Source organism: Franconibacter pulveris, from assembly GCF_056780215.1.
The window spans coordinates 1,638,340-1,663,980 of record NZ_CM165555.1 but is presented as its reverse complement, the minus strand read 5'-3'; the positions used below and the strand labels follow the sequence as shown (position 1 = coordinate 1,663,980).

Annotated in this window: 26 protein-coding genes and 1 tRNA gene; 15 read left to right on the top strand and 12 right to left on the bottom strand. The window is 54.2% G+C overall.

What is annotated here, in order from left to right:
- Window positions 1–142: 142 nt before the first annotated feature.
- Both ACU4F7_RS07860 and ACU4F7_RS07855 read left to right on the top strand, forming a co-directional pair.
- Window positions 143–601: a winged helix-turn-helix transcriptional regulator gene (locus ACU4F7_RS07860; protein ID WP_029592441.1), complete on the top strand. Its 459-nt coding sequence runs from the start codon at window positions 143–145 to the stop codon at window positions 599–601.
- 135 nt (window positions 602–736) lie between these two features.
- Window positions 737–1,528 carry an SDR family NAD(P)-dependent oxidoreductase gene (locus tag ACU4F7_RS07855; RefSeq protein WP_481638385.1) on the top strand — a complete coding sequence of 264 codons (792 nt, stop codon included), beginning with the start codon at window positions 737–739 and terminating at the stop codon, window positions 1,526–1,528.
- Between the two features lie 41 nt (window positions 1,529–1,569).
- Here the strand turns inward: ACU4F7_RS07855 and ydiK are convergent, their stop codons facing one another.
- A complete protein-coding gene (gene ydiK / locus ACU4F7_RS07850; protein WP_481638384.1) occupies window positions 1,570–2,646 on the bottom strand; it encodes an AI-2E family transporter YdiK in 1,077 nt (358 codons plus the stop codon).
- Window positions 2,647–2,990: 344 nt separating this feature from the next.
- Between ydiK and mscS the strand changes: the two genes are divergently transcribed.
- Window positions 2,991–3,881 (top strand): small-conductance mechanosensitive channel MscS, encoded by an 891-nt coding sequence (mscS, locus tag ACU4F7_RS07845; protein WP_481638383.1) that lies wholly within the window; start codon window positions 2,991–2,993, stop codon window positions 3,879–3,881.
- Between the two features lie 226 nt (window positions 3,882–4,107).
- On the opposite strand, the gene ACU4F7_RS07840 is transcribed toward mscS, so the two are convergent.
- Window positions 4,108–4,195, bottom strand: a tRNA-Ser gene (locus ACU4F7_RS07840).
- A 158-nt stretch (window positions 4,196–4,353) separates the two neighbouring features.
- A complete protein-coding gene (locus tag ACU4F7_RS07835) occupies window positions 4,354–5,973 on the bottom strand; it encodes an ABC transporter substrate-binding protein (RefSeq protein ID WP_481638382.1) in 1,620 nt (539 codons plus the stop codon).
- A 270-nt stretch (window positions 5,974–6,243) separates the two neighbouring features.
- Between ACU4F7_RS07835 and yccA the strand changes: the two genes are divergently transcribed.
- Together yccA and tusE are read left to right on the top strand one after the other, a co-directional pair.
- Window positions 6,244–6,903 carry an FtsH protease modulator YccA gene (yccA, locus tag ACU4F7_RS07830; RefSeq protein WP_024556948.1) on the top strand — a complete coding sequence of 220 codons (660 nt, stop codon included), beginning with the start codon at window positions 6,244–6,246 and terminating at the stop codon, window positions 6,901–6,903.
- A gap of 105 nt (window positions 6,904–7,008) precedes the next feature.
- A complete protein-coding gene (gene tusE, locus ACU4F7_RS07825; protein ID WP_481638381.1) occupies window positions 7,009–7,338 on the top strand; it encodes a sulfurtransferase TusE in 330 nt (109 codons plus the stop codon).
- Here the strand turns inward: tusE and yccX are convergent.
- Window positions 7,335–7,616 carry an acylphosphatase gene (gene yccX / locus ACU4F7_RS07820; protein ID WP_024556950.1) on the bottom strand — a complete coding sequence of 94 codons (282 nt, stop codon included), beginning with the start codon at window positions 7,614–7,616 and terminating at the stop codon, window positions 7,335–7,337. The two genes, tusE and yccX, sit on opposite strands and share 4 nt — an antisense overlap.
- 94 nt (window positions 7,617–7,710) lie before the next feature.
- Here yccX and rlmI point away from each other — a divergent pair, with 94 nt between their 5' ends.
- Both rlmI and hspQ read left to right on the top strand, forming a co-directional pair.
- On the top strand, window positions 7,711–8,901 hold the full coding sequence (rlmI, locus tag ACU4F7_RS07815; protein WP_029592436.1) for a 23S rRNA (cytosine(1962)-C(5))-methyltransferase RlmI: 1,191 nt from the start codon (window positions 7,711–7,713) through the stop codon (window positions 8,899–8,901).
- Between the two features lie 60 nt (window positions 8,902–8,961).
- The gene (hspQ, locus tag ACU4F7_RS07810; RefSeq protein WP_024556952.1) at window positions 8,962–9,279 is read left to right on the top strand and encodes a heat shock protein HspQ; all 318 of its coding nucleotides are present in this window, start codon (window positions 8,962–8,964) and stop codon (window positions 9,277–9,279) included.
- 29 nt (window positions 9,280–9,308) lie between these two features.
- On the opposite strand, the gene ACU4F7_RS07805 is transcribed toward hspQ, so the two are convergent.
- The gene (locus tag ACU4F7_RS07805) at window positions 9,309–9,722 is read right to left on the bottom strand and encodes a CoA-binding protein (RefSeq protein WP_029592435.1); all 414 of its coding nucleotides are present in this window, start codon (window positions 9,720–9,722) and stop codon (window positions 9,309–9,311) included.
- A gap of 181 nt (window positions 9,723–9,903) precedes the next feature.
- Here ACU4F7_RS07805 and csgI point away from each other — a divergent pair, with 181 nt between their 5' ends.
- Window positions 9,904–10,569: a curli synthesis inhibitor gene (csgI, locus tag ACU4F7_RS07800; RefSeq protein ID WP_024556954.1), complete on the top strand. Its 666-nt coding sequence runs from the start codon at window positions 9,904–9,906 to the stop codon at window positions 10,567–10,569.
- Window positions 10,570–10,664: 95 nt separating this feature from the next.
- Window positions 10,665–11,123: a methylglyoxal synthase gene (mgsA, locus tag ACU4F7_RS07795; protein WP_024556955.1), complete on the top strand. Its 459-nt coding sequence runs from the start codon at window positions 10,665–10,667 to the stop codon at window positions 11,121–11,123.
- Window position 11,124: 1 nt separating this feature from the next.
- Here mgsA and helD read toward each other — a convergent pair whose 3' ends face one another.
- Window positions 11,125–13,179 carry a DNA helicase IV gene (gene helD, locus ACU4F7_RS07790; RefSeq protein WP_029592434.1) on the bottom strand — a complete coding sequence of 685 codons (2,055 nt, stop codon included), beginning with the start codon at window positions 13,177–13,179 and terminating at the stop codon, window positions 11,125–11,127.
- A 125-nt stretch (window positions 13,180–13,304) separates the two neighbouring features.
- On the opposite strand from helD, the gene ACU4F7_RS07785 reads away from it, so the two are divergent.
- Both ACU4F7_RS07785 and yccS read left to right on the top strand, forming a co-directional pair.
- Window positions 13,305–13,757 (top strand): YccF domain-containing protein, encoded by a 453-nt coding sequence (locus ACU4F7_RS07785; RefSeq protein ID WP_029592433.1) that lies wholly within the window; start codon window positions 13,305–13,307, stop codon window positions 13,755–13,757.
- Between the two features lie 12 nt (window positions 13,758–13,769).
- Window positions 13,770–15,902: a YccS family putative transporter gene (gene yccS, locus ACU4F7_RS07780; RefSeq protein ID WP_481638709.1), complete on the top strand. Its 2,133-nt coding sequence runs from the start codon at window positions 13,770–13,772 to the stop codon at window positions 15,900–15,902.
- Here yccS and ACU4F7_RS07775 read toward each other — a convergent pair.
- Window positions 15,893–16,429, bottom strand: coding sequence for a TfoX/Sxy family DNA transformation protein (locus ACU4F7_RS07775; protein WP_481638380.1), 537 nt, complete (start codon window positions 16,427–16,429; stop codon window positions 15,893–15,895). The two genes, yccS and ACU4F7_RS07775, sit on opposite strands and share 10 nt — an antisense overlap.
- Before the next feature lie 296 nt (window positions 16,430–16,725).
- Between ACU4F7_RS07775 and sulA the strand changes: the two genes are divergently transcribed.
- Together sulA and ompA are read left to right on the top strand one after the other, a co-directional pair.
- Complete coding sequence (gene sulA / locus ACU4F7_RS07770; protein ID WP_029592429.1) at window positions 16,726–17,235, top strand: SOS-induced cell division inhibitor SulA; 510 nt, start codon at window positions 16,726–16,728, stop codon at window positions 17,233–17,235.
- Between the two features lie 351 nt (window positions 17,236–17,586).
- Window positions 17,587–18,642, top strand: a complete 1,056-nt coding sequence (gene ompA, locus ACU4F7_RS07765; RefSeq protein WP_152977131.1) for a porin OmpA — start codon at window positions 17,587–17,589, stop codon at window positions 18,640–18,642.
- Between the two features lie 59 nt (window positions 18,643–18,701).
- On the opposite strand, the gene matP is transcribed toward ompA, so the two are convergent.
- Window positions 18,702–19,163: a macrodomain Ter protein MatP gene (gene matP, locus ACU4F7_RS07760; RefSeq protein ID WP_029592425.1), complete on the bottom strand. Its 462-nt coding sequence runs from the start codon at window positions 19,161–19,163 to the stop codon at window positions 18,702–18,704.
- 183 nt (window positions 19,164–19,346) lie between these two features.
- Between matP and ACU4F7_RS07755 the strand changes: the two genes are divergently transcribed.
- Window positions 19,347–21,107 (top strand): AAA family ATPase, encoded by a 1,761-nt coding sequence (locus ACU4F7_RS07755; protein ID WP_481638379.1) that lies wholly within the window; start codon window positions 19,347–19,349, stop codon window positions 21,105–21,107.
- Between the two features lie 68 nt (window positions 21,108–21,175).
- Window positions 21,176–21,694, top strand: a complete 519-nt coding sequence (gene fabA, locus ACU4F7_RS07750) for a bifunctional 3-hydroxydecanoyl-ACP dehydratase/trans-2-decenoyl-ACP isomerase (protein WP_024556964.1) — start codon at window positions 21,176–21,178, stop codon at window positions 21,692–21,694.
- A gap of 62 nt (window positions 21,695–21,756) precedes the next feature.
- On the opposite strand, the gene rmf is transcribed toward fabA, so the two are convergent.
- The 4 genes from rmf to pqiA all read right to left on the bottom strand — a co-directional run bounded on the left by rmf (window position 21,757) and on the right by pqiA (window position 25,639).
- Entirely contained in the window at window positions 21,757–21,924 is a 168-nt protein-coding gene (gene rmf / locus ACU4F7_RS07745) for a ribosome modulation factor (protein WP_049294256.1), read from the bottom strand.
- Between the two features lie 253 nt (window positions 21,925–22,177).
- Window positions 22,178–22,741, bottom strand: a complete 564-nt coding sequence (gene pqiC / locus ACU4F7_RS07740) for a membrane integrity-associated transporter subunit PqiC (RefSeq protein ID WP_481638378.1) — start codon at window positions 22,739–22,741, stop codon at window positions 22,178–22,180.
- Window positions 22,738–24,378 carry an intermembrane transport protein PqiB gene (pqiB, locus tag ACU4F7_RS07735; protein WP_035888300.1) on the bottom strand — a complete coding sequence of 547 codons (1,641 nt, stop codon included), beginning with the start codon at window positions 24,376–24,378 and terminating at the stop codon, window positions 22,738–22,740. Before pqiB ends, pqiC begins: the two co-directional genes overlap by 4 nt.
- Window positions 24,365–25,639 carry a membrane integrity-associated transporter subunit PqiA gene (gene pqiA / locus ACU4F7_RS07730; RefSeq protein WP_481638377.1) on the bottom strand — a complete coding sequence of 425 codons (1,275 nt, stop codon included), beginning with the start codon at window positions 25,637–25,639 and terminating at the stop codon, window positions 24,365–24,367. The genes pqiB and pqiA overlap by 14 nt, the downstream gene beginning before the upstream one ends.
- Window positions 25,640–25,641: the final 2 nt, after the last annotated feature.

The window sequence follows — 25,641 nt, the reverse complement described above, 5'->3', positions numbered from 1 at the left end:
ACTTACTACTCCCGGTACGCATGACATAAGTGGATTCCCTGATAATGTTAACCTGCCTGCGGGCAGGTTTTTTTTCGCCCAGGGTTCTATAAGCCCTTTCCCGGTTTTATAATAAAACCATCACTTTTCCCAAGGTCTGTTTATGAAACGTAAAAGCTTAGAGGACAGCCGGTGTCCGGTAGCGCGTTCACTCGACATCATTGGCGACTGGTGGTCGCTGTTAATTGTTCGCGACGCCTTGCGCGGCCTGACCCGCTTTGGCGAATTTCAGAAAAGCCTCGGTATCGCGAAAAATATGCTGACGGTGCGCCTGCGCCAGCTTGTTGAGGAAGGCATACTTGAGATGCGCCCCGCTTCAGACGGCTCCGCCTGGCAGGAGTATGTGCTTACCGAAAGAGGCCGGGCGCTGCAAACCGTGCTGGTGGCGCTTTCGCAATGGGGCAACGAGTTTCTGTTTGAGGGGTGCGAAAAAGGTAGCGTACTGGTAGACAGCACTCATCAGCGCCCGCTGCGCCCCCTGCAACTGCTGGCCGAAGATGGCCGGGAGCTTACCCCCGGCGAGGTGCAGCCGCTTCTTCCTGACGCCACGACCATCGCCTGAATTTTCAGGCGATACCTTTCCCCTTTCCGCTCTTCAGGCAAAACACAAAAATATCGTCCAATTTAGTTGCATTATTAAACCTATTAAGCCAGGATGCATTTAGTTTCATAATGCAACCTATCCCAGGAGAGTATCATGACAGCATCCCGTTCCACCGCACTGATTACCGGCGCCTCTTCGGGCATTGGCGCCGTTTATGCCGACCGCCTTGCCGCCCGGGGTTATGATTTACTGTTGGTCGCACGTCGGGAAGAACGCCTGCACGAGCTGGCCGCGCGGCTACAGCAAACTTATGGCGTAGAGGTTAAAACGCTTCGCGCAGACCTGACGCAGGAAAGCGATATTCAAACGGTGGAAGCGACGCTGCGCGACACTCCGGCGATTTCTTTGCTGGTGAACAACGCCGGAACCGCGCAGATGGGCTCTTTTCTCGCCAGCAACGCGCAGACGCACCAGGACATTATTACGCTAAATATTACGGCCCTGACCCGGCTGACGCTGGCGGCGCTGACGCGCTTTAATGCGCAGGATCGCGGCGCCATTATCAATATCGCCTCGGTGCTGGCGCTCCATGCTCGCGACACCAGCGCGCTTTACAGCGGCACCAAAGGGTATGTGCTTAATTTCACCCGTGGCTTGCAGGCTGAATTTGCAGGTACTGGCGTGCGCCTGCAGGCGGTGTTGCCTGCGGCTACGGCCACGGAAATCTGGGAGGTTTCCGGCGTTTCGGTAGACCTCCTGCCCGCGGGTTCGGTGATGAAAACAGAAGATCTGGTGGATGCGGCGCTGGCGGGTTTCGACGCTGGCGAAGCGATTACCATTCCGCCGCTGCATGACGAAGCGTTGTGGCAGCGTTACGAAGAAGCGCGCCTGGCGGTTTTTTCCGCCGTCGGTACCGGCATACCCGCGCCACGCTATGTGCGTTAATCAGGACCGCCACCGGGACACCGGTGGCGTAATTTTGGCGGTTAATCTTCTGCGGCGCGTACTGGCGTTTCCAGTTCATTCACCCAGATAACCAGCAGACGCCATGAAACCGCCAGCACCGCCGGGCCAATAAACAGACCAACGATGCCGAAAGCGAGCAACCCGCCAATAACGCCGCCGAGAATCAGCATCATCGGCACATCGGCGCCGCGACGAATCAACAGCGGACGCAAAATATTATCCATACTGCCTACCGCAAGGCTCCAGACCAGCAGCAGCGTCGCCCAGCCTGCTTCACCCTGCCAGTAGAGCCAGGCTGTTGCCGGCAGCATGACGATTATCGGGCCTAACTGCGCAAGGCAAAGAATAAAAATCACCACGGTGAATAGCAGCGCGCCAGGAATGCCGCACAGCGCCAGTCCGACACCGGCAAGCGCTGACTGGCAAACCGCCGTCACGACAATGCCGGAAGCCACCGCCCGGATGGTCTGCCCTGCCAGCGTCACCGCGATATCGCCGCGTTGGCCTGCGAGGCGGCGGGCAAAACGGCTCATCGCCCCCGCCGCTTTCTCTCCATTCATATAAAGCAAGGCGCTGAGCGCCAGCATAATAATGCCGTTAATAATAAGTTGCCCGAGATGGCCCAGTTGCGTAAGCAATACGAGCGCCGCATGGCGCAGCCATGGCTGAAGCTGGGTAATAAGCGTATGTCCGCGATCGGCCACCACCGCCTGCCAGCGCGAGTAAAGCCGCGCGCCGATAAACGGCACGTTGTGCAGAAAATCGCCGCTTATTAACAAGGGAAGCTTATCTGAGTCGAGCCACTGGCTGAGCCGGGCGCTGATATCCATCAGGCTGCTCGCCATAAACAGCAGCGGTATAACAAACAGCGCAACCAGCAGTAGCGACATCACCAGCACGGCAAGCGAACGACGTCGCCCTAACCATGCCTGAATGCGAAGCATCACAGGCCAGGTAGCGATAACCACCAGCCCCGCCCAGACCAGGCTGATTAAAAAAGGGTGCAGCAGCCAGAGGCTGGCCGCCAGCATGCAAAGCACCGCAAGGCAGCCGAAAATAATGCGTGGGAGGTCGTACTTAGGTAATACCAGCGACATGTTAGTTCAATCCTTAATAAAAACGCGGCGCTGTACGCCGTGAATTACCCTGCCAGACTGACAAGATTTAATAGCAGCGGATTAAATCACTTTAATAATGGCAGAGGCTGAACATAACGGGCGAACCTTCCCTCAGCAAAGGAATTTATCGGAATAGAGTAATTATTTATTCACCTCACTTATGTTGATTTATTATTTATATAAATAATAAATCATTCTCTTTTTTTATTACAAAAACTGGGTTTGTACCGCGACAAATAAGCGCTAGTATTCGCAGCGCCTGAAGGCGACGAAGAGCGCTTCGGGTAAACCCACTGGTAAAATAGATATTTTCAGAGACTCCCATGAGTAATTTTATTCTATTCCCACAGATTCACGCCGCGCTGGAATGGCTTAAAGGCCACAGCAATGTACTTTTCCAGTTTAGCTGGAACATTATCGCTGCTTTTATTTTACTCTTTATCGGGAAAATGCTTTCCCGATTACTGGCCAGCGGGCTGGAAAAACTATTAGTCCGCCGCCGGGTTGATATTACCGTCGTCCATTTTTTTACCGCGCTGGTTCGCTACATTACCCTTGCCTTCGCCGTGGTGGCGGCGCTGGGCCGTCTGGGCATTGAAACCTCATCGATTATCGCCGTGATTGGCGCAGCTGGCCTGGCGGTGGGGCTGGCGCTTCAGGGGTCGCTTTCCAACTTTGCCGCCGGAGTGCTGCTGGTTTCGCTACGTCCCTTCCGCGCCGGCGAACATGTGCAGATTGGCTCGGTAGCAGGGACGGTTGAAAAAGTGCATATTTTCTCCACCACGTTGCTGACTGCCGACAGTAAGGAAGTGGTCATCCCCAATGGCAAGATCATCGCCGATAGCATTGTTAACTATTCCCGGCATCCCTTCCGTCGTATCGATTTGGTTATTGGCGTGGGCTATCAGAATCGTATCGCCGATGTGAAGGCCGTTATTACGGCAGTGATTAAAGCCGATACGCGCGTGGATAAAAGCCGGGATATGACTGTGCGACTGGGTGAATTAGGCGCCTCCTCGCTAAACTTTTTTGTCCGCGTCTGGGTGCGGAACGGCGATTACTGGAGCACCTATTACGATTTGCTGGAAAACATTAAAGAAGCGCTGGACGAAAATAATATTGATATTCCGTACCCGCAGATGGATATCCGTATGGTTAACAGCGTGACAGAATCACAAACGTTAAGCCTGGTGAAACAGCAGGCCAGCTTATAAATCAAAACGATTTTCTGTTATGAATGCCGGTAACGCTCTCGCATGAGCTTACCGGCATTTTTATCGCGCTAAGAAGGATCGGGCTTTTGTTTACAAGACCCGTTTTTTAAAACAGCCGGTTTGCAGCGCGCAGCGTAACGGGAGAAGACAGTACAGCGGGGAGGCAATGGTTCAACAGCCTGCATAACGAAAAAGGGGATGCCTTTCGGCATCCCCTTAAATTTGATGGCGGAAGCGCAGAGATTCGAACTCTGGAACCCTTTCGGGTCGCCGGTTTTCAAGACCGGTGCCTTCAACCGCTCGGCCACACTTCCGCAATGACGCGAACTATAAACATCCCCATGCGGCCTGTAAAGCCCGAATGCGTTCGATTGCCGCAAAAACAGACAAAAAACCATTATTCGCCTGAAATAACAACAAAGTGAACAGCTTTGCAGCAAAAAAATCAGGCCCCGTGACGAGGCCTGCAGCTTTAATGCTTCAGGATGTACATATCTTTGGTATAGAAATACCCAAGGTTGTTCGAGTAAAACCCGCCGACCCAGGGTTTGACCAGATGCGTGCGCACATAGTGGTAGAGCGGAATGGCAGGCGCTTCCTCAGCCAGAATGGTTTCCGCCTGCTGATAGTCTTTGCCACGCTCCGCCGCATCGGCCGCTTTCGCCGCATTCGCCAGCGCGTTGTCATAATCCGCGTTACTAAAGCGGGAGGTATTCTGACTGTCGCCGGTGCGGAAGTTATTCAGGAAGGTGGAGGCATCATCGTAATCCGCGTTCCAGGAGTAGCGCACCACCTCAAAATTACCGGTGTGCTTGGTATCCAGCATGGTTTTCCACTCCTGGTTTTGCAGCTTCACCTTCACGCCCAGGTTTTTCTGCCACATAGAGCTTGCGGCGATGGCGATGCGCTGGTGCGATTCCATCGTGTTATAGAGCAGGTTGAACTGTAACGGGTGCTGAGCGTTGAAGCCCGCCGCCTCCAGCAACTTTTTCGCCTCGGCAATGCGTTTCTCTCGCGGCCAACTGGCGTAGTCCGGCGGGGCGATTTTGGCGCCGCCGATTTCCGGCTGGCTCAGCACCCAGGCGGGACGCTGCCCCTGGGCCAGCACCTTATCGGCGATAATGTCTTTATCCAGCGCCATATTGAGTGCGCGGCGTACGCGGGCGTCGTTAAACGGCGGGCGCGAAGTGTTGAATTCGTAATAGTAGGTCGCGAGCAGCGGCGAGACGTGTACCTCATCCGGCAACGTTTTCTTTAGCTGGGCGAACTGGTTAATAGGAATAGTGTTGGTGATATCAATTTCACCCGCTTTATAGCGGTTAACGTCGGCGGTTTCCGAAGAGATGGGCAACCAGGTGACTTTATTGATGACGGTGTGGGCATCATCCCAGTAGCGCTTGTTACGCTCCCCCACCACTTTTTCATTGACGACCCAGTCAACCACTTTATAAGCGCCGCTGCCGACAAAATGCTCCGGCCGCGCCCATTTATCGCCGAAGCGCTGTACCGCCGTTTTATCAATCGGCACCAGCGAGGGGTGAGCAAGCATTGAAAGAAACGCCGCGGTGGGCTGAGTCAGCGTCACCTGCACGGTGTTATCATCCAGCGCTTTTACGCCAAGCGCCGAAGGCGGCTTTTTGCCGTTAGCGATATCCGCCGCGTTTTCAATATTCATGTTCGCCGGATAGCTGGCATAAGGAGAGACCGTTTTCGGGTCGACGAGTCGTTGCCAGCTCCAGACGATATCCTCCGCCGTCATCGGCTCGCCGTCAGACCAGGTAATGCCTTTTCGCAGATGGAACGTCCAGACGGTGTTATTCTGGTTGTCCCACTTTTCCGCGAGCCGCGGTTCAATAGAGCCGTCGCGCTTTACCGCCACCAGCCCTTCAAATACGTCGCTGATGATATTGAACTCGACGTCGCTTTCCACTTTATGCGGGTCCAGCGAGGCGGGTTCACTGCCGTTATTTCGCACCAGCTCCTGCGTTTGCGCCAGCGCAGCGCCCTGCGGCACGGCAGCGGCATAAGCGCCGGAGCAGGCAACGGCGATCCCCGCCGCAAGTAAAGCCATCAATCGTGATTGTTGATTCATTTTGTTTTACGCGCCTTTTGTTATCAATAAGGGGTCGTTAACACTCTTAGTTGCGCATAGCAGCGAAAGCAATAATTTTCAGTCACCTATAAGAGGGAGATCTGATTATTTATTGGTAGTTGACCTCCGTCAGGCGTAAGCTTTTTTGCAGCTGTAAACCGCTTGTTTTTATTCGGATAAAACTGAGTAAAGATGGGTAAAACCGCTTTTGCCGCCGGGCCTTCTGGCTCTATGCTCAGCCACTGATTCCCTGCAATGTGAGAATGACTCATGGATCGCATAATTACCTCTGCTCGCGACAGACAGTCGCTGCTCAGCACCCATAAAGTGCTGCGCAATACTTATTTCCTGTTAAGCCTGACGCTGGCGTTCTCTGCCATTACCGCCACCGCCAGTACGGTGCTGATGCTGCCCTCGCCAGGGCTTATCCTGACGCTGGTCGGAATGTATGGTTTGATGTTCCTGACTTACCGTCTGGCGAATAAGCCCACCGGCATTCTGGCGGCGTTCGCGTTCACCGGCTTCCTCGGTTATATCCTCGGTCCTGTGCTGAATACTTATCTTTCAGCAGGCATGGGGGATGTGATAGCCCTGGCGCTGGGCGGCACCGCACTGGTGTTCTTTGCCTGCTCGGCTTACGTACTGACCACGCGCAAGGATATGTCCTTCCTCGGCGGCATGCTGATGGCGGGCGTGGTTGTAGTGCTTATCGGCATGCTGGCGAATATTTTCCTGCAGCTGCCGGCGCTGCATCTGGCTATCAGCGCGGTGTTTATTCTGATCTCATCTGGCGCCATCTTGTTTGAGACCAGCAATATCATTCATGGCGGCGAAACCAACTATATCCGCGCAACGGTCAGCTTGTACGTTTCGCTGTATAACATTTTCGTCAGCCTGCTCAGCATTCTGGGCTTCGCCAGCCGCGATTAAGCGTCACTGACTCTCTAGCCTGGCCCCGCACTTCGCGGGGCTTTGTTTTTGGCGGGCGGAAAATTTGCTACACTGCACGCCGTTTGACGAACGGGTCCGGAATGTATGTTGACGTTTGAAGGCAAAGAAATAGAGACCGATAGCGAAGGCTATCTGAAAGAGACCACGCACTGGAGCGAAGGGCTGGCGGAAGTCATCGCCGAAAAAGAGGGCATCACCCTGTCGCCAGAGCACTGGGAAGTGGTGCGCTTCGTGCGCGAATTTTATCTGGAGTTTAATACTTCACCGGCTATCCGCATGCTGGTAAAGGCGATGGCCAATAAGTTTGGCGAAGAGAAAGGCAACAGCCGCTACCTTTACCGTCTGTTCCCGAAAGGCCCGGCTAAGCAGGCGACCAAAATCGCCGGCCTGCCTAAGCCCGTGAAGTGTATTTAATAGCGAATGCCGAAGTTGGTCCATTCGCGGCCGGGCTGATGCGGCTCGGTCAACACTTTTTCCACCCGGGCGCTGCGCGGCCCGCCCGCCTTCAGCCAGGCGATGAGTTGTTCCACTTTTTCCGCTTCGCCGCAGGCGACAACCTCAACGGTGCCGTCGTCCAGATTACGGGCATAACCGGTCAACCCCAGCCGCTGCGCCTCATGCTGCGTGCTGTAGCGAAAGCCAACCCCCTGAACGAGGCCGTGAACCCAGGCAATAGTACATACTGTCGACATATCCTCTCTCCTTAAACTGGCGGGCTTAATTGCATTTCCCGGCCAGAGTCAGGAGAATGTCGCCCATTTTCTTTACAGAGCAGCATAGCAAATTATGAGTGTACGTTTAGTGTTAGCCAAAGGGCGCGAGAAATCTCTGCTGCGCCGCCACCCCTGGGTCTTTTCCGGCGCCGTAGCGCGTCTTGAAGGCAAAGCCTCTGCCGGTGAAACGGTCGATATCGTCGACCATCAGGGTAAATGGCTGGCGCGCGGCGCCTTGTCCCCGGCTTCGCAGATCCGCGCCCGCGTCTGGACGTTCGATCGCGACGAAACTATCGACATCGCCTTCTTTACCCGTCGCCTTCAGCAGGCGCAGCAGTGGCGCGACTGGCTGGCGGAGCGCGACGGTCTCGACAGCTATCGCCTGATTGCCGGCGAATCGGACGGCATGCCGGGCGTCACTATCGACCGTTTTGGCAACTTCCTGGTGCTGCAGTTGCTTTCCGCAGGCGCCGAGTATCAACGCCCGGCGCTGGTTTCCGCGCTGCAGGCGCTCTATCCGCAGTGCGCGATTTACGATCGCTCCGATGTGGCGGTACGTAAAAAAGAGGGGCTGGAATTAGCGCAAGGCCCGGTCAGCGGCGACCTGCCGCCAGCGCTGTTGCCGATTGAAGAGCATGGCATGAAGTTGCTGGTGGATATCCAGCGCGGACACAAGACCGGGTATTATCTCGACCAGCGCGACAGCCGCTTTGCGACCCGCCGCTACGTGGCCGATAAACGCGTGCTGAACTGTTTCTCTTATACCGGCGGCTTTGCGGTGTCCGCGCTAATGGGCGGCTGCAGCCAGGTAATTAGCGTAGATACTTCGCAAGAGGCGCTGGATGTCGCCCGGCAAAACGTTGAACTGAATGGCCTTGATCTCAGCAAAGCGGAATTCCAGCGTGACGACGTTTTCAAACTGCTGCGCAAATATCGCGATCAGGGCGAGAAATTCGACGTTATTGTTATGGACCCGCCTAAGTTTGTGGAAAATAAGAGCCAGCTGATGGGCGCCTGCCGCGGCTATAAAGATATTAATATGCTGGCTATTCAACTACTTAACCCAGGCGGCGTGCTGCTGACTTTCTCTTGTTCAGGCCTGATGACCACCGATTTATTTCAGAAAATCATCGCCGATGCCGCAACAGATGCTGGTCGTGATGTACAATTTATAGAGCAGTTCCGTCAGGCCGCTGACCATCCCGTGTTGGCGAGCTACCCGGAAGGGCTTTATCTGAAAGGGTTTGCCTGTCGCGTCATGTAACTTGAAAGAGAAAAAGTTGCCCGCATATCTGTGCGGAGTAACGTTTTCCGGGAGGGGACTATGATAGCCAGCAAATTCGGTATCGGTCAGCAGGTCCGTCATTCTCTGCTGGGTTATCTGGGGGTAGTGGTGGATATTGATCCTGAATACTCTCTTGATGAACCCACAGCGGATGAACTGGCCGTTAACGCCGACCTTCGCGCCGCCCCCTGGTACCATGTGGTAATGGAAGATGATGACGGCCAGCCCGTTCATACTTATCTTGCCGAAGCCCAGTTAAGCAGCGAAACCCAGGCTGAACATCCCGAGCAGCCTTCGCTGGATGAACTGGCGCGAACCATACGCCAGCAGCTTCAGGCGCCGCGACTGCGCAACTAAGTAAAAACCCGGCAAAGCCGGGTTTTTTGTTATTTCGCCAGTCCCAGGCGGGGAATTTCAATCGCCGGGCAGCGGTCCATCACGACATTAAGCCCGGCGTCGCGCGCCAGCACCGCCGCCTGTTCGTTAATCACGCCAAGCTGGAGCCAAAGGGTTTTCGCCCCTATCGCTATCGCCTCTTGCGCAACCCCCCATGCGGCTTCCGAATTACGGAACACGTCCACCATATCGACTTTTTCCGGGATCTCCGCCAGCGTGCCGTAGCCTTGCTGGCCCAGCAGCGTCTTGCCCGCCACTTTCGGCGACACCGGGATGACGTGATAGCCCTGGTCAAGCAGGTAGGCCATGACGCGGTAGCTTGGACGGTCGGGTTTGTCGCTCGCCCCCACCAGCGCGATGGTCCGGGTGTTTTTCAAAATACCTGCAATATCAGCCTCTTTCATATTCCCCTCCCCCTCGGATAATAGAGCAAGTGTATGCCAAAGACGCCCTTCTCTCCATCATTCCCATACGGATGCATGAGGGCTTTTTCTCTTCAGGCTGTATAGGTTATGAAGCGTTATTTCTGTAAAAATTTGACACATCTTAAGACAACAAAGGCACTGGTATGAACAGGGGTTAACCATGAGATTTGGCCTGATCGCGGCATTCCTTTTTACGGTGTGGATACCGGCTTCAGGCTATGCCACCACGCTTCACCTTTCAGGCGATGTGGATCTGCTGGTGCTGGACGGCAAGAAAGTCTCAGGCTCGCTTTTGCGAGGCGCCGACAGCCTTGAACTGGATAACGGGCCGCACCAGTTGGTGTTTCGCCTGGAAAAAACGGTGCATACCTCTTCTCATGAACAGCGGCTGTGGATTTCTCCCGCTCTGATTGTCAGTTTTGATACGCGCGACGTAAGCCAGGTTAACTTTAGCCTGCCGCGAATTGAAACCGAACGGGAGAGCCAGCGTTTTGATACAGCGCCGCAGCTGCAACTTCTGGACGGTTCGGCTAATGATATCCCCATTAAGCTTGATGTGCTGCCGGTTACCGATTCCGCTAACGGGCTCAATTATGAACGCGATGTCCGCCGTTATAACCGTTCCGGTAAAGCCGCCGCCATGCCGCGCTTCGTCAGCATGGTTGCGGACGACAGTACGCTGCTTTCAGGCATCTCTGAGCTTGACGCGCCGGTTTCGCATTCGCAAACGCTGACCGAGCAGCGCCTGAAATACTGGTATCAGCAGGCGGATGCGACCACCCGCTCCCGCTTTATGGAGTGGGCGAAACAGCAACCTTCCTCCTGATTTCCGTCACATAGCGGCGGCTTTTTGCTGCGCTTCGCTTGCAGCCCTGGCCACTTTCAGTAAGCTGTAGCCATTCTTACTTTCTGGAAACCGCTATGGAATTAACCACACGCACTATCGCCGCCGAGAAGCACATTGCGCTGGTGGCGCACGATCACTGTAAATCGACGCTGATGAAGTGGGTTGAGCAACACAAAGCGATCCTTGAACATCACACGCTCTATGCGACAGGCACTACCGGCAACCTTATCCAGCGCGCTACCGGGCTTAATGTGAACGCCATGCTGAGCGGCCCGATGGGCGGCGACCAGCAGGTCGGCGCCATGATTTCCGAAGGAAAAATCGACGTACTGATTTTCTTCTGGGACCCGCTTAACGCCGTACCGCACGACCCGGACGTCAAGGCGCTGCTGCGGCTGGCCACCGTCTGGAATATCCCGGTCGCCACTAACGTCTCTACAGCCGATTTTATTATTCAGTCGCCCGACTTTCGCAATAGCGTGGCTATCCAGATTCCGGATTACGCGCGCTACCTCGCCGAACGCCTGAAATAAATTACGGTTTTCGCGCCACCGGTACGCCGAGCTGATGTAATTCGTCGACGAAACAAGATGGCGCCTCTTTATCATAAAGCAGCCAGACGCGATGACGCGCCCGGGTTAACGCGACATAAAGCAGGCGCCGTTCCTCGGCATCAGGGAAATCTTCCGGCTGCGGCAACAGCGCCTGTTCCATGACTGATTCGCGCGCAGGCGCCGGGAACCCCTCTCGCCCTTCCTGCAAACCAACGATAATCACGTAATCCGCCTGTTGGCCTTTGCTGGCGTGAATCGTCATAAACTCAAGCGGCAGCTTAGGCCAGCGCGTCGCCGCTTTATCCAGCTCCGCCGGGCGCAAATGGTGATAGCGCGCCAGCACCAGCACCCGCTCGTGCGGTTTCACAAAACCGCTCAGCTTATCCAGCAGCGCTTCAAGCATATTTTGCGCCAGCAGCGTTACCGCTTTTTTATCTCCCGGGGTCAGGCTGTTCAGCGGCTTCGCCAGTTGATGTGGGTTTTGCTGCACAAAACGATTGGCGATTTCGCCAATACGCTGGTTGAAGCGATAGGTGGTGTCGAGAGCGCAATTGTCCCCTTCGCCAAAATGATGAGCGAAAGATGTCGTCAGCAGCAACTCTGCTCCGCTGAAGCGGTAAATAGCCTGCCAGTCATCGCCTACGGCGAAAAGCGAGGTGCCGGAATTTTGACGACGCAACGCCGCCAGCAGCGCCGCGCGCTGGGGAGAGATATCCTGAAACTCATCCACCAGGATGTGCTTCCATGGGCTAATAAAGCGGCCTTTCTCCAGCACGTTGATAGCCTGATGAATCAGCCCTGAGAAGTCGACTGCGCCCTCGGCTTTCAGCGCGGCTTTCCACGCCTTTAGCAATGGCGCCATCAGTTTCACGCGCTTCTGGAAGCCATCACGCACCGCTTCGTCGGCATCCGCAATCATCTCCGCCTGCGAGCCGCCATGCATGCGCATCAACCCCAGCCAACGGTCAAGCCTGCCCGCGAGCCGCCTTGCGAGACGATCGTCCTGCCAGAAATCGCCCTCCGGCAGTTCCCACTCCAGTTCCTCTTCCAGCCATAGCCGCCAGCCTTTCGCCTGCGCTTTTTTCTGCTGGCACTGCTCACGCCAGGCGTCAATCAACAGCGCATGACGCGCTTCAGTGTCATTCTCAAGCTCGCTGACCTTTGGCGCTTTTTTACTCCCCTGCTGGATAATGTGCAGCGCCAGCGCATGGAAGGTACGGGCGCTAATCTCTTCGGTATGCAGCCGCTCCCGGATGCGCTCATCCATCTCCTGCGCCGCTTTACGCCCGAACGCCAGCAGCAAAATCTGCTCAGGCAGCGCTTCGCCGCGCGTCATCAGCCAGCCTGCCCGGGCCACCAGCACGGACGTTTTACCGCTGCCAGCGCCTGCGAGCACAAGCAGCGACGTTTCGCCATTCACTACCGCACGCGCCTGTGAAGGGTTAAGCGGCGCGCTTTCGACGCTTGCGAAGAAATCAGTATATTTTTCAAGCATCTTTTCCGTATAAGACTGGTTATGCGCCAGCCGCGCGGCGTCTATATTCGTTAACCATGTCTGGCACTGGCCCCAGAGGTCGCGGCAGTTATCGAATTCTTCCAGACGCGACATCGGCAATGGCAACGCGCTAAAAGCATCGCGAATGCGCTGTTGCACGCCTTCCACTTCCTTGCGCCGCAGCCATTTATCTTCACCCGTCTGCGCCGCGATGCGTGTAAGCTCAGCCTGAAGCACGCCCGCCGCCACTTCGCTCATCTCTTCGCTCCACTGCTGCCAGAGCGCCTGCAAATGATGATAAAAGCGCTGCGTATCGCTCCACTCGGTGCCATGCAATCGCACCACTTTATTGTCCGGCAATACAAATTCCAGCTCGCCCCATACCAGACCGCGCTTGCAGTTAATGGCTAATAGCTGGTTAAAAGGCAGCAAGTATTCATGCCGATCGCCGGAAACTTTGACCCCTGCGGAGAGAATTTCCACCCGGTCGTAAGGGTGCTGAGCGAGACGTTTTCCCAGAGAAGTTGCTTTCAGTTCCATGAGGCTGCCAGAGAGACTTTTAGAGTGCATGCAGTTTACCCTCCGCGGATATGACGCTCCAGACCCAAAACGCGTTACAATTGCTGTGGTTATTGTTTTTCTTTCGGCACGCACACAGAGGTCCTATGCGTACTGTTCTTAATATTCTTAATTTTGTATTGGGTGGTTTTCTGACTACGCTCTCCTGGCTGCTGGCGACGGTGGTAAGCATGGTGCTGGTAATTACGCTGCCGCTTACTCGCTCCTGTTGGGAAATAACCAAGCTATCGCTGGTGCCTTACGGCAATGAAGCGATTCATGTCGATGAACTGCGTCCGGAAAGTAAAAGCGCTGTGCTGAACGCAGGTGGTACGCTGCTGAATGTTTTCTGGCTGGTGCTGTTTGGCTGGTGGCTCTGCCTGCTGCATATCACGACCGGCATCGCCCAATGCCTTACGGTGATTGGCATTCCGGTGGGTATTGCGAATTTTAAAATTGCCGCCATTGCGCTCTGGCCGGTCGGGCGTCGCGTGGTTTCCGTAGAAACGGCTCAGGCGGCCCGTGAAACTAACGCTTATCGCCATTTTCAGTCGAAGTAAGGATCGGTCGCCATTATGTTGAGCCCCCTGCTTCGCCGCTATACCTGGAATAGCGTCTGGCTTTATAACGTGCGCATTTTCATCGCGCTTAGCGGTACGGCGGCCCTGCCGTGGTGGCTGGGCGAGGTTAAGCTGACGATTCCGCTAACGCTTGGCGTGGTAGCCGCCGCGCTCACCGATCTCGACGATCGGCTGACCGGTCGCTTGCGCAATTTGATTATTACGCTGATTAGCTTTTTTATCGCCTCCGCTTCAGTGGAACTGCTTTTTCCCTGGCCGTGGCTGTTCGCGTTGGGGCTAACGCTCTCTACCAGCGGTTTTATTTTGCTGGGCGGCCTGGGTCAGCGCTACGCCACTATCGCTTTTGGCGCGCTGCTTACCGCCGTTTATACCATGCTCGGCGTTTCGCTTTATGAGCACTGGTATCAACAGCCGTTGCTGCTGTTGGCCGGAGCGGTCTGGTATAACCTGCTAACGCTGGCAGGCCATCTGATTTTCCCTATCCGCCCCCTGCAGGATAACCTTGCGCGCTGCTATGAACAGCTGGCGCACTATCTGGATATCAAATCCCGCTTCTTTGATCCGGATATTGAAAACGAAAGCCAGGTGCCGATGCTTGACCTCGCCATGGCGAATAGCCAGCTTGTGGGGACGCTGAACCAGACCAAAGCGTCGCTGCTTACGCGCCTGCGAGGCGATCGCGGACAACGTGGAACGCGCCGCACGCTTCACTACTATTTTGCGGCGCAGGATATCCACGAACGGGCCAGCTCATCTCATATTCAGTATCAGGCGCTGCGTGATAAGTTTCGTTACAGCGATATCATGTTTCGCTTCCAGCGGTTGCTTTCGATGCAGTCCCGCGCCTGCCAGCAACTGGCGCAATCCATTCTGTTGCGTACCCATTATCAGCACGACGTTCGCTTTGAGCGGGCGTTTAGTCATCTGGAGGCCGCGCTTGACCGCGTCCAGGCGTCCGGTACGTCTGCCGCTGAAATGAAGGCGCTGGGTTTTCTTATCACTAACCTCAGGGCTATCGATGCGCAACTCGCCTCTATTGAATCGGAGCAGTGGCTGGAAACGCCCCGCAGCGAGAATGAAAACCGCCTGGCGGATGACAGCCTGCACGGGTTCAGCGATATTCGCGAGCGCCTAAGCCGTAACCTTACGCCGGAGTCGGCGCTGTTTCGTCACGCTGTGCGTATGTCTGTCGTGCTCTGCGCGGGTTACGCCTTTATTCAACTGACAGGTCTGCACCACGGCTACTGGATCCTCCTTACCAGTCTGTTTGTTTGTCAGCCCAACTACAATGCCACCCGGCACCGTCTGGCATTACGCGTCATCGGTACGTTGATTGGCGTTGCCCTGGGCCTGCCCATTCTCTATTTTGTGCCTTCGCTTGAAGGACAATTAGTGCTGATGGTGGTGACAGGGGTGCTGTTTTTTGTTTTCCGCACCGTGCAATACGCTCACGCCACCATGTTTATTACGCTGCTGGTGCTGCTCTGTTTTAACCTGCTTGGCGAGGGATTCGAGGTCGCGCTACCGCGTATTGTAGATACCTTGATCGGCTGCGCCATCGCCTGGGCTGCGGTGACGTTTATCTGGCCTGACTGGCGCTTCCGCCGTCTGCCGCTGGTGCTGGAGCGCGCCCTGAATGCTAACTGCCGCTACCTGGACGCCATTCTTGAACAATATCATCAAGGGCGTGACAATCGCCTGGAATACCGTATCGCACGTCGTGATGCGCACAACCGCGATGCTGAACTGGCGTCGGTGGTATCAAACATGTCGAGCGAACCGAAAGCGACTCCTGAACTTCGGGATGCCGCGTTTCGTTTACTCTGTTTGAACCATACCTTTACCAGTTATATTTCAGCCCTCGGGGCGCATCGTGAGAAGCTTGAACGGACGGAAGTTCTGACCCTGATTGATGATGCCGTTTGCTATGTGGATGATGCGCTGCATCATCAGCCTGCCGATGAAGTAAAAGTCCAGCACGCGCTTAATGACCTGGCGCAGCGCATCAATCAGATTGAACCCCGTCCGGATAGCAAAGAACCGCTGGTATTGCAGCAAATAGGCCTGCTTATTTCCCTGCTGCCGGAAATAAGCCGACTTCAGCAGCAGATACCTCAGGAGTGAAGCGGTTTCGAGTAATGTTGAAACCACTCGTTAAGTTCCCGGCGAATATCCGCCGGGAGCGCCGCTTCATGCGTTTCGGACAGGGCGCCTTCAAGCGCATACAGTATTTTCAGTCCCAGATTCTTATTAATCTTCCGTAGCCTTAACCAGCTTTCTTTAGCCCCGCAGGCGCGTAGCATTTCAACGTTTTTGATGCCGGCCTCCCACAGCAGCGTTTCCATTTGCAGTGTGAGATTGGGTAAATCCTTTAATCGTCTCTCTGTCTCTCGCTGCGCGCGTTCATGCTGTGCCCCTACAAGAGAGATCCAGGCTTGTTCACGCAGTTGAACGGGGTTATTCCAGAGCGTGTCCCCGACAAGATAATAATTTAAGGCTATTGAACGGCCGCGACGCGTGAACGTTAGCTGTTCAGCATTGCGCATCCAGCTTTGTTCTGCGCAAAGGACACTCATCCTTAGGTAAAAGCCCCCATTGGCTACCATGCCGAACATGGTGTTTTCGATCGATAAGCCATAGCCGCCAAACAAGGCACGGCTGCGGATTTAGCCCAGAGATGAAAGCGCACTCTGTACTTTAAAGATAGTATCTTTAGAAATTTTATTCATGATTATCCCTTTCATATCAAACACTAATGAAAAAATTCCCTCTTAGTTCTTCCGCTAACTGGAACATATGCAACTTATCTCTCTTCGGCAATCCTAAAGTCACCATTGCATTCGATTGCAAATCAAAATTGCGAGGCGCTTTCAGAAATTTAGGTTGATCTTTGTCCCCACCGGCAGTACTGTATATGCATACAGTAACCTGCGGAGCTGGACCTCTTATGTACTTTTCTCAACATCAACATCGCGCAGTAAATGGTCGCCAGATGGCTGCTAACACGGCAAACACAATGGCAGACGTAGAAATGAAAGGGTTGATAAGTGAAGTGGTGTATCGAGAAGACCAGCCGTGGATGACACAACTGGTTTTATTGCCGCTGCTTCAGCAGTTAGGCCAGCAGTCTCGCTGGCAGTTGTGGCTGACGCCGCAACAGCGCTTGAGCCGTCAGTGGGTTCAGGCATCGGGTTTGCCTTTAACGAAAGTGATGCAGGTCAGCCAGATGGATCCCCAACTGACTATTAGTTCGATGATTCGCGCGCTGGAAACAGGAAACTATAGCGTGGTGATAGGCTGGCTATCACGCGATCTTAGCGATGATGAATATCGTCGCCTGACAGAAGCGGCGGAAAAGGGAAGCGCAATGGGCTTTCTGATGCGCCCTACCCTGCCGACTCATGAGGGTCATCGACCTCGCTCAGGGTTAAAAATTCACTCAAGTTTGTATCATTAAGTTAATTTAAGACTAATCTTAGCATCATTTTTTGCCCCTTACAGAGGCCTTGCCAGGTCATTAGCATGAAGCGCAATTAGCGGGCTGGGCGGGTTTTAGCCGTGTTTTCAACGGCTAAATAAGTTCCTAAAATGTTAAAAAATGTGTTCGCAAGCGCTTTTTTTCATGGGTCTGACGGAGTTCACACTTGTAAGTTTTCAACTACGTTGTAGACTTTACCTCGCCAGGGTTGCTCTCATAAACCGAAAATATCGGTAGAGTTACATATTGAGCAATAACCCCGGTGAAGGATTTAACCGTGAACTTTTCGATCTGTTCATGGCCTTTTTGGATGATAACGAGGCGCAAAAAATGAAAAAGACAGCTATCGCGATTGCAGTGGCACTGGCTGGCTTCGCTACCGTAGCGCAGGCCGCACCGAAAGATAACACCTGGTATGCGGGTGGTAAGCTGGGTTGGTCCCAGTTCCACGATACCGGTTGGTATGACAGCTCCCTGAACAACGACGGCCCGACTCATGAGAGCCAGCTCGGTGCAGGTGCGTTCGGTGGTTACCAGGTTAACCCGTACGTTGGTTTCGAAATGGGTTACGACTGGCTGGGCCGTATGCCGTACAAAGGCGACACCATCAACGGCGCATTCAAAGCTCAGGGCGTACAGCTGACCGCGAAACTGGGTTACCCGGTAGCTGATAACCTGGACGTGTACACCCGTCTGGGCGGCATGGTATGGCGCGCTGACTCCAGCAACAGCATTGCTGGCGACGACCACGACACCGGCGTTTCTCCGGTCTTCGCTGGCGGCGTAGAATGGGCGATGACCCGCGATATCGCTACCCGTCTGGAATACCAGTGGGTTAACAACATCGGCGACGGCAACACCGTTGGCGTTCGTCCGGACAACGGCATGCTGAGCGTAGGTGTTTCCTACCGTTTCGGCCAGCAGGAAGAAGCTGCTCCGGTAGTTGCTCCGGCTCCGGCTCCGGCTCCGGAAGTACAGACCAAACACTTCACCCTGAAGTCTGACGTTCTGTTCAACTTCAACAAATCTACTCTGAAACCGGAAGGTCAGCAGGCACTGGATCAGCTGTACAGCCAGCTGAGCAACCTGGATCCGAAAGACGGTTCTGTAGTGGTTCTGGGCTTCACCGACCGTATCGGTTCTGACGCTTACAACCAGGGTCTGTCCGAGAAACGTGCTCAGTCTGTTGTTGACTACCTGATCTCTAAAGGTATCCCGTCCAACAAGATTTCCGCACGTGGTATGGGCGAATCCAACCCGGTTACCGGCAACACCTGTGACAACGTGAAAGCGCGTGCAGCTCTGATCGACTGCCTGGCGCCAGATCGTCGCGTTGAAATCGAAGTTAAAGGTATCAAAGACGTTGTAACTCAGCCGCAGGCTTAAGTTATGCGTTAAAAAAACCCCGCTCCGGCGGGGTTTTTTATTATCAGCGATCCGCTTTTTTAATCATCTGATTTCTTACCTAACAGCGCCTGTAAGTCCTGCTTCAGATTCGACATCTGACTTTCATATTTTTCTTTGCGTTCTGCATCTTCAATTAACTGTACGATGGTTTCAGAAAGCGTAATGCCGCGACGCTGCGCAAGACCTGCCAGTCGTTGCCAGACCATAAACTCCAGATCGATTGATTTCTTACGGGTGTGCTGATGTTCAGCATTAAAATGACGCTTACGGCGGGCGCGTATGGTCTGCTTCATTCGGTTAAGCAGCGCCGGGTTAATATGTGCGTCTATCCAGCCAATGACGCGCACAGGGTCGTTTTCCATCGCCAGTAAAAGGTTTACCGCTTCTTGAGCCGCGCTGGCTTCCTGGTAACGAGTGATAAGTTCCCCTTCCCGGTGTTTCTTTACCAAGTATTTCCACTTCCAGCCGCTTTCAAGGTTTTCCAGTTGTTGATATTTCATTGCGATCTCAGGGTGACCGTGTAACTTGTTTCAGGATAACAGTTTTTCTTCGTTTCGCTGAAATGAATTGAACTACCGTGAACCTGTCACCGTTTATGGTAAGGCAGTGGGGGATTAACCGTGTGCAGGCGGAGCCATTGCGGTATAATCGCGCTTTTGACCATCAACCCAAAAAAGTAAACTTTGACCATAAATCGACTTTCATGGCGTGCGCTGGTTCCTGATACTGAACAATATCAGTCACTATTTGCACAGCCCTTATCCGACACGGAAAATACACTGGAATTCGACACCCTACAGTCTCGTCTCTGTTATGGCCTGTCGCAACTCTGTCATCCTCGTTCTGCTTCTTCTTATATGCTGGTTAAAGCGCCGGAAGAACACGATTACCTTAAAATTATCGCCGCTGCGGCGCGTAGTCAGTTCACCTTGCCGGAACAGCATTTTGGCGGTCATTATCAGATTGAAAGCAATAAGATTGCTTTTCTGCCAGCCAATAACCAGACGGGTGACTTTTGTACCACCGGCGAAGTGATCACTGCCGACTGGGTCGAAACCGAACAGCTGTTTGGTTGCGTCCGCCTGTTTAATGGCGAGATTACGCTGGAACCGGGACTTGTCCATAAGGCGAACGGCGGCATTCTGGTTATTTCGCTTAAGACTCTGCTGTTACAGCCCCTTCTCTGGCTGCGTCTTAAGCAGATAGTCACCCTCTCGCGCTTTGACTGGCTCTCGCCGGATGAGACACGCCCGCTGCCTGTTTCAGTGCCTTCGCTGCCGCTGCAGTTAAAAGTGATTCTGGTAGGCGAGCGCGACTCCCTTGCTGATTTTCAGGAGATGGAGCCCGAACTCGCGTCTCTGGCCGTTTATAGTGAGTTCGAAGAGAACCTGCAACTCGCTGATGAAGAATGCATGGCGAACTGGTGTCAATGGGTGCGCAGCGTAGCGCAGGAAGCCGCTCTTCCTTCGCCAGCGCCTGATGCGTGGGAGGCGCTTATCCGTGAAGCAGTTCGCTATACAGGCGATCAGGAGACGTTGCCGCTCTGTCCTCTATGGCTTACCCGTCAACTGAAAGAAGTTGCGCCCTATTGCGAAGGCGACCATTTCTCCGGCGATGAGATGGTGCAAATGCTTGAGCAACGCGCCTGGCGTGAAGGCTTCCTGCCGGAGCGCATGCAGGATGAGATCCTGCTTGAGCAAATCCTGGTTGAAACGGAAGGCGAGCGGGTTGGGCAGATTAACGCGCTCTCGGTCATCGAGTTTCCGGGCCATCCGCGCGCGTTTGGCGAACCTTCGCGTATTAGCTGCGTGGTGCATATTGGCGACGGGGAATTTACCGATGTGGAGCGCAAGGCGGAGCTTGGCGGTAACATCCACGCCAAGGGCATGATGATCATGCAGGCGTTTTTAATGGCAGAGCTGCAGCTTGAACAGCAAATGCCCTTCTCCGCCTCTTTGACCTTCGAACAGTCCTACAATGAAGTAGATGGCGACAGCGCTTCTATGGCTGAACTCTGTGCGCTGATAAGCGCGCTGGCGGACGTTCCGTTACATCAGCATATCGCGATTACCGGCTCGGTAGATCAGTTTGGTCGCGCGCAGCCTGTTGGCGGGTTAAATGAAAAGATTGAAGGTTTCTTTAACCTCTGCCAGCAGCGTGGGCTTACTGGCAAGGAGGGCGTTATTATTCCGCTTGCCAACGTACGTCACCTTTGCCTCAACAGTGAAGTGCTGGAAGCGGTCAAGAACGAGCAATTCTCGCTATGGGCTATTGATGATGTTACCGATGCGCTGCCGCTGCTTACCACCCTGCCGTGGGACGGTGAAGGTAAGACAACGTTAATACAGACGATTCAGGAGCGGATTGCTCAGGCTACACAACTGGAAGCACGCCACCGTTTTCCGTGGCCGCTGCGCTGGTTAGGCTGGTTCAGCCGTAACTGATCGGACTTGTTCAGCGTACACATGTTAGCTAACCTGCGTCCCTCACTAAAATAAGGCTGATTTAAGACATGGTAGACAAACGCGATTCCTATACGAAAGAAGATCTTCTTGCCTCTGGTCGCGGTGAACTGTTTGGCGCAAAAGGCCCGCAGTTGCCGGCTCCGAATATGCTGATGATGGACCGCGTGGTCAAAATGACCGAAACCGGCGGCAACTATGATAAAGGCTATGTTGAAGCCGAACTCGATATCAATCCGGATATGTGGTTTTTCGGTTGCCATTTTATCGGCGATCCGGTGATGCCAGGCTGCCTCGGTCTCGATGCGATGTGGCAGCTGGTCGGCTTCTATCTGGGCTGGCTCGGCGGCGAAGGTAAAGGTCGCGCGCTGGGCGTGGGTGAAGTGAAATTTACCGGTCAGGTACTGCCTAGCGCGAAAAAAGTAACCTACCGCATCCACTTCAAACGCGTTGTAAACCGCCGTCTGGTAATGGGTATTGCTGATGGCGAAGTGCTGGTTGATGGTCATCTGATCTACAACGCAACCGATCTGAAAGTCGGTCTGTTCCAGGATACTTCTTCGTTCTGATAATCCCCCAGAACAGCGAAACCTCCGCAATGCGGAGGTTTCTTCCTTCTAAAGAGACAGGATCAGGCAATTACGGCCCTGTCCTCCATGGCTTCTCGCCAGCCTCCCAGCCAATGAGACTTTTGATTCAAAGCCTGATAAGGACACATTTCTTTTGATCGTCCGGTCATACCGGCTTGATAACCGCGTTGATGAGCCCGTTCCAGGCGATCTCGTTTTTGTCTCTTCATGCCTCGTTTCCCTCATTTTCAGTCTGGTGGAAAGAAAACAGTGATTACAAAATGTGCAACCACCCCTTACCAATACCTGCAAAAGCATGAGTCGTCAACGCGCAAAATTCACGCCAATGTCATATTTGTGAGCTATCAGAAAAATGCTTTGTACAAAGCGCGGCGGGATGTTCAGGTATCATATTAAGGGCAAAAGAAAAGCCGCTGCCAGATAAGTCGTTCCCGCAGCGGCTTGAGACCAGATTAAATCTTCTTATGGCAGGCGAGCTACTTCGCTGGCAATACTTTGTGCTGCCTGCTGCCAGCCGACCCCCAGCGCTTTAACCATAGCGTCATACCCATCCTGTTGCTGCTTGAGCTCAATATGGAAAGGTCGCTTAAGCAGCTGTCCCTGATGGTTGAGCAACCATTCGCCGCTCACGATAACGCGTCCGTCATAGCGTCCATGGAAGCCCGTCACATTGACGTTAAGCGTATCCTGTTCGCTGCCGAGCGGTTGAGCGGAGACCACCCAGCCAGGCAGTTGCCCGGTCAGGTTAGTCACCAACGTGTTGCGCAGTTGCTGGTCGAGCGGGCTGGCCCAAAGGTTGCTGTTAGCAATGTTATATTGCACCTCGGTCGTCTGGTACGCTACGCCGTTGCCAGCCAGGTAATCAGGAACGGCGACCTGCTCTACCCACAGCAGACGGTTGCTGTCGGTTGCGGCGCGCTGCGTGACCGTCTGCGTGGCGGCAGGCAGTTGATACCAGATAGTGTCATCCGTGCTGCTGCACGCGCTCAGCGCAACAGCCATGATGACCGGGAGCCACTTTTTCATTCTTTTGCCCTCTTCGGCTGCGGATCTTTTTTATTCTTCGCTTCAAACACCAGCGCGTTGCTCTTCTCATTAAGGGTTCGCAGAACCGGCTGCAGCTCGCGCAATACCTGATCGAGGCGCTGCATATCGGCCACCATCTTGTTATAGGCGGCAGAACCAGGCTGGAAGCCCTGCATGCTGCGGTTAAGCTCGCGCAGAGTACGTTGCATATCCGCAGGCAAATTCTGCGTCGATTCGCTGGCGGTCAGCTTGTTGAGATTATCAAGCGTAGTCTGGAGGCGACGCATGGTACGCTGGCTTTCGCTTAGCGTATTGGTGGCCTGCTGGATCATCGGATTGAGCGGCAGATTGTTAATCTTGTCCAGCGTATCCATCAGGCGCTGTTGGATTTGCGCCAGCCCACCGCTGACGGTTGGAATAACCAGATAATTGTTAAACGACGGCATCTGCGTTACTGGCGGCGCTTTCGGATAGAAATCCAGATCGATATAAAGCTGCCCCGTTACGAGGTTGCCGGTTTTCAGCGAGGCGCGCAGACCGCTTTTAACCACGTCCGGCAGATGCTTGCCAATTTCCGGATCTTCGCCAAATTGATTAGCCAGCCGCTCCGGCTCAATGCGGATTAAGACAGGAATACGATAATCTTTCCTGACAGCTTGCGTCATACCGGGAACAAAGTAGGGAACCTGGGCGACCGTCCCCAGACGAATGCCGCGGAACTCGACTGGCGCTCCGGCCTGCAGACCACGTATGCTGTCGTCAAAGAACAACAGGTAGTCGATATGATCGGTATAGAGCGACTCCTGGATGCTTCGCTGATCGTCGAATAATTTGAACTCTGACTTCTCAGCCACCACCTGACCAGGCTCCCATCCCTCCGGCACGTCGAAACTGACGCCGCCGCCAAAGAGTGTGGTCAGGGAACCCATCTCCACACGCATGCCGGAAGCGCTGAGATCCACCGCAATGCCGCTGTCTTTCCAGAAGCGTACATTGCTTGTCACCAGTCTATCGTTAGGTGCATTGATAAAGAGTTGATAACTGATGGCGCGCTTTTGCGGATCAAAAGTACTGGTTTCCACTGAGCCTACACGATAACCACGGAACAGTACCGGGTCACCGGGCGTTAATTGTCCCGCTTTGTTGCTGTCGAGAATCACGCGGATCCCTTTTGCATCTGGCGGCGCCAACGGCGGCGAGTCCAGCAGATTATAATTGTCCGGCTGCGCTCCCTTAGTGCCTGGCTGCAGTTCGATATAGGCGCCTGAAAGCAGCGTCCCAAGCCCACTGATGCCCTCACGCCCTACCTGCGGTTTTACTACCCAAAAGACAGAGTCTTTATGCAGCAGCTTTTCCATATCGGGGTTCAGGCGCGCTTTGATTTCCACATGGTGGAGATCATCGGTCAGCACGGCGCTTTCCACTATCCCGACATCCACGCTGCGGCTCTTAATCGCCGTTTTTCCGCCTTCGATCCCTTCCGCATTGGTGGTGATAAGCGTAACTTCCGGCCCCTGATGGCTGTAGTGATAGAACAGAATCCAGGCGCCAATCAACGCCGTTACGATGGGGAATATCCAGACCGGCGACCAGTTTTTCACCTTCTGCACTTTGGCTTCCCCGCTAGTTTTTTCCATGTTCCGAAGACTCCTCATGGTTTACATCTGGTTCGCGATCCCAGGACAGACGCGGATCGAAGGTCATGGCGGCAAACATCGTGATGATAACCACCATAGCGAACAACACTGCGCCCCAGGCAGGATAGATATTCATTAGCGCCCCCATGCGCACCAGCGCAGAAAGCACGGCGATAACAAATACGTCTATCATTGACCAGCGACCAACGAATTCGACAACTTCATAAATCAAATGCATTCTCTCGCTATCGCGCCGCTTGCCGTGCCCTTTGGCATCCCAGCATAGCCAGGCGATGGCGATCATCTTTAAAGTGGGCACCATGATGCTGGCGATGAAAATCACCAGCGCGACGGGATAAGAGCCATCGCTCCAGAGCAATATTACCCCGGCCATAATGGTGGATGGCATTTCGTCGCCCAGCAGGCTGGTTATCATAATCGGCAGGATATTGGCAGGCAGATAGAGCAAAACAGCGGTGACAAGCAGCGCCATTGTCCATTGCAGACTGTTTTTACGACGCACATAGCCTACCGTATGGCAGCGCGGGCAGCGCTTTTGCTCAGCAGGCAGAATGGCGGTACAGCAAGGACATGAGCGCAGCCCCTGACGAATACCGGGCACGCCAGTCTGAAACGCGCGCTCAATACGCGGCGCCGGCGCGATGTCGTCCCACAGCCATCGCCGGTCAACACACTGAAAAGCGCGTAATTGCAGCAGGCAAAAGAAGCACCAGGCAGGAAAACTTGTGCCGACACCGATATCTCCATAAGCCATGAGTTTAACGAAACTCACCAGCACGCCTGCCAGAAAAATTTCCGCCATGCCCCAGCTTTTTAAGTCGAATAAGACTCGCGCCATGCCGCGCTTCAGCGCGGCAGGAAGCGGCACCCGGTTCACCAGCAGCAGAACAGCTATCAGGCAAAATGTCGGCACGCATTGTACAAACACCAGGAAAAACGTGCCGAGGCTTGCGTAATCTTCAGAGAACATGACGCCAGGGATTTCCAGCAAATCCACTTCGCTGGTCACCCCCGCCACTTTCATATTTACGAACGGAAAAAGGTTGGAGAGCAGCAGCATAAAGAGCGCTACCAACGCATAGGCTGAAGGGCGCTGGCGCGGCTCATCCCATTGCGTGGTAAGCGTTGTGCCGCAGCGCGGACACGCCGCTTTGCGTCCATTCTCCAGCGTCGGTATCTTCACCAGAAGATCGCACTGTGGGCAGAGTATATGCGCTGAAGCGTGATGGTGCTCATGCATGC

What these genes read in the sequence shown, in the direction of transcription:
- mscS (WP_481638383.1), top strand. Translation starts at nt 2,991, where the DNA reads ATGAGTAATTTTATTCTATTCCCACAGATTCACGCCGCGCTGGAATGG.
- helD (WP_029592434.1), bottom strand. Translation starts at nt 13,179, where the DNA reads ATGGAACTGAAAGCAACTTCTCTGGGAAAACGTCTCGCTCAGCACCCT.
- fabA (WP_024556964.1), top strand. Translation starts at nt 21,176, where the DNA reads ATGGTAGACAAACGCGATTCCTATACGAAAGAAGATCTTCTTGCCTCT.
- yccA (WP_024556948.1), top strand. Translation starts at nt 6,244, where the DNA reads ATGGATCGCATAATTACCTCTGCTCGCGACAGACAGTCGCTGCTCAGC.
- pqiC (WP_481638378.1), bottom strand. Translation starts at nt 22,741, where the DNA reads ATGAAAAAGTGGCTCCCGGTCATCATGGCTGTTGCGCTGAGCGCGTGC.
- ACU4F7_RS07785 (WP_029592433.1), top strand. Translation starts at nt 13,305, where the DNA reads ATGCGTACTGTTCTTAATATTCTTAATTTTGTATTGGGTGGTTTTCTG.
- ompA (WP_152977131.1), top strand. Translation starts at nt 17,587, where the DNA reads ATGAAAAAGACAGCTATCGCGATTGCAGTGGCACTGGCTGGCTTCGCT.
- rmf (WP_049294256.1), bottom strand. Translation starts at nt 21,924, where the DNA reads ATGAAGAGACAAAAACGAGATCGCCTGGAACGGGCTCATCAACGCGGT.
- yccX (WP_024556950.1), bottom strand. Translation starts at nt 7,616, where the DNA reads ATGTCGACAGTATGTACTATTGCCTGGGTTCACGGCCTCGTTCAGGGG.
- hspQ (WP_024556952.1), top strand. Translation starts at nt 8,962, where the DNA reads ATGATAGCCAGCAAATTCGGTATCGGTCAGCAGGTCCGTCATTCTCTG.
- mgsA (WP_024556955.1), top strand. Translation starts at nt 10,665, where the DNA reads ATGGAATTAACCACACGCACTATCGCCGCCGAGAAGCACATTGCGCTG.
- rlmI (WP_029592436.1), top strand. Translation starts at nt 7,711, where the DNA reads ATGAGTGTACGTTTAGTGTTAGCCAAAGGGCGCGAGAAATCTCTGCTG.
- ydiK (WP_481638384.1), bottom strand. Translation starts at nt 2,646, where the DNA reads ATGTCGCTGGTATTACCTAAGTACGACCTCCCACGCATTATTTTCGGC.
- pqiA (WP_481638377.1), bottom strand. Translation starts at nt 25,639, where the DNA reads ATGCATGAGCACCATCACGCTTCAGCGCATATACTCTGCCCACAGTGC.
- matP (WP_029592425.1), bottom strand. Translation starts at nt 19,163, where the DNA reads ATGAAATATCAACAACTGGAAAACCTTGAAAGCGGCTGGAAGTGGAAA.
- ACU4F7_RS07805 (WP_029592435.1), bottom strand. Translation starts at nt 9,722, where the DNA reads ATGAAAGAGGCTGATATTGCAGGTATTTTGAAAAACACCCGGACCATC.
- ACU4F7_RS07855 (WP_481638385.1), top strand. Translation starts at nt 737, where the DNA reads ATGACAGCATCCCGTTCCACCGCACTGATTACCGGCGCCTCTTCGGGC.
- ACU4F7_RS07835 (WP_481638382.1), bottom strand. Translation starts at nt 5,973, where the DNA reads ATGAATCAACAATCACGATTGATGGCTTTACTTGCGGCGGGGATCGCC.
- tusE (WP_481638381.1), top strand. Translation starts at nt 7,009, where the DNA reads ATGTTGACGTTTGAAGGCAAAGAAATAGAGACCGATAGCGAAGGCTAT.
- sulA (WP_029592429.1), top strand. Translation starts at nt 16,726, where the DNA reads ATGTACTTTTCTCAACATCAACATCGCGCAGTAAATGGTCGCCAGATG.
- pqiB (WP_035888300.1), bottom strand. Translation starts at nt 24,378, where the DNA reads ATGGAAAAAACTAGCGGGGAAGCCAAAGTGCAGAAGGTGAAAAACTGG.
- csgI (WP_024556954.1), top strand. Translation starts at nt 9,904, where the DNA reads ATGAGATTTGGCCTGATCGCGGCATTCCTTTTTACGGTGTGGATACCG.
- ACU4F7_RS07860 (WP_029592441.1), top strand. Translation starts at nt 143, where the DNA reads ATGAAACGTAAAAGCTTAGAGGACAGCCGGTGTCCGGTAGCGCGTTCA.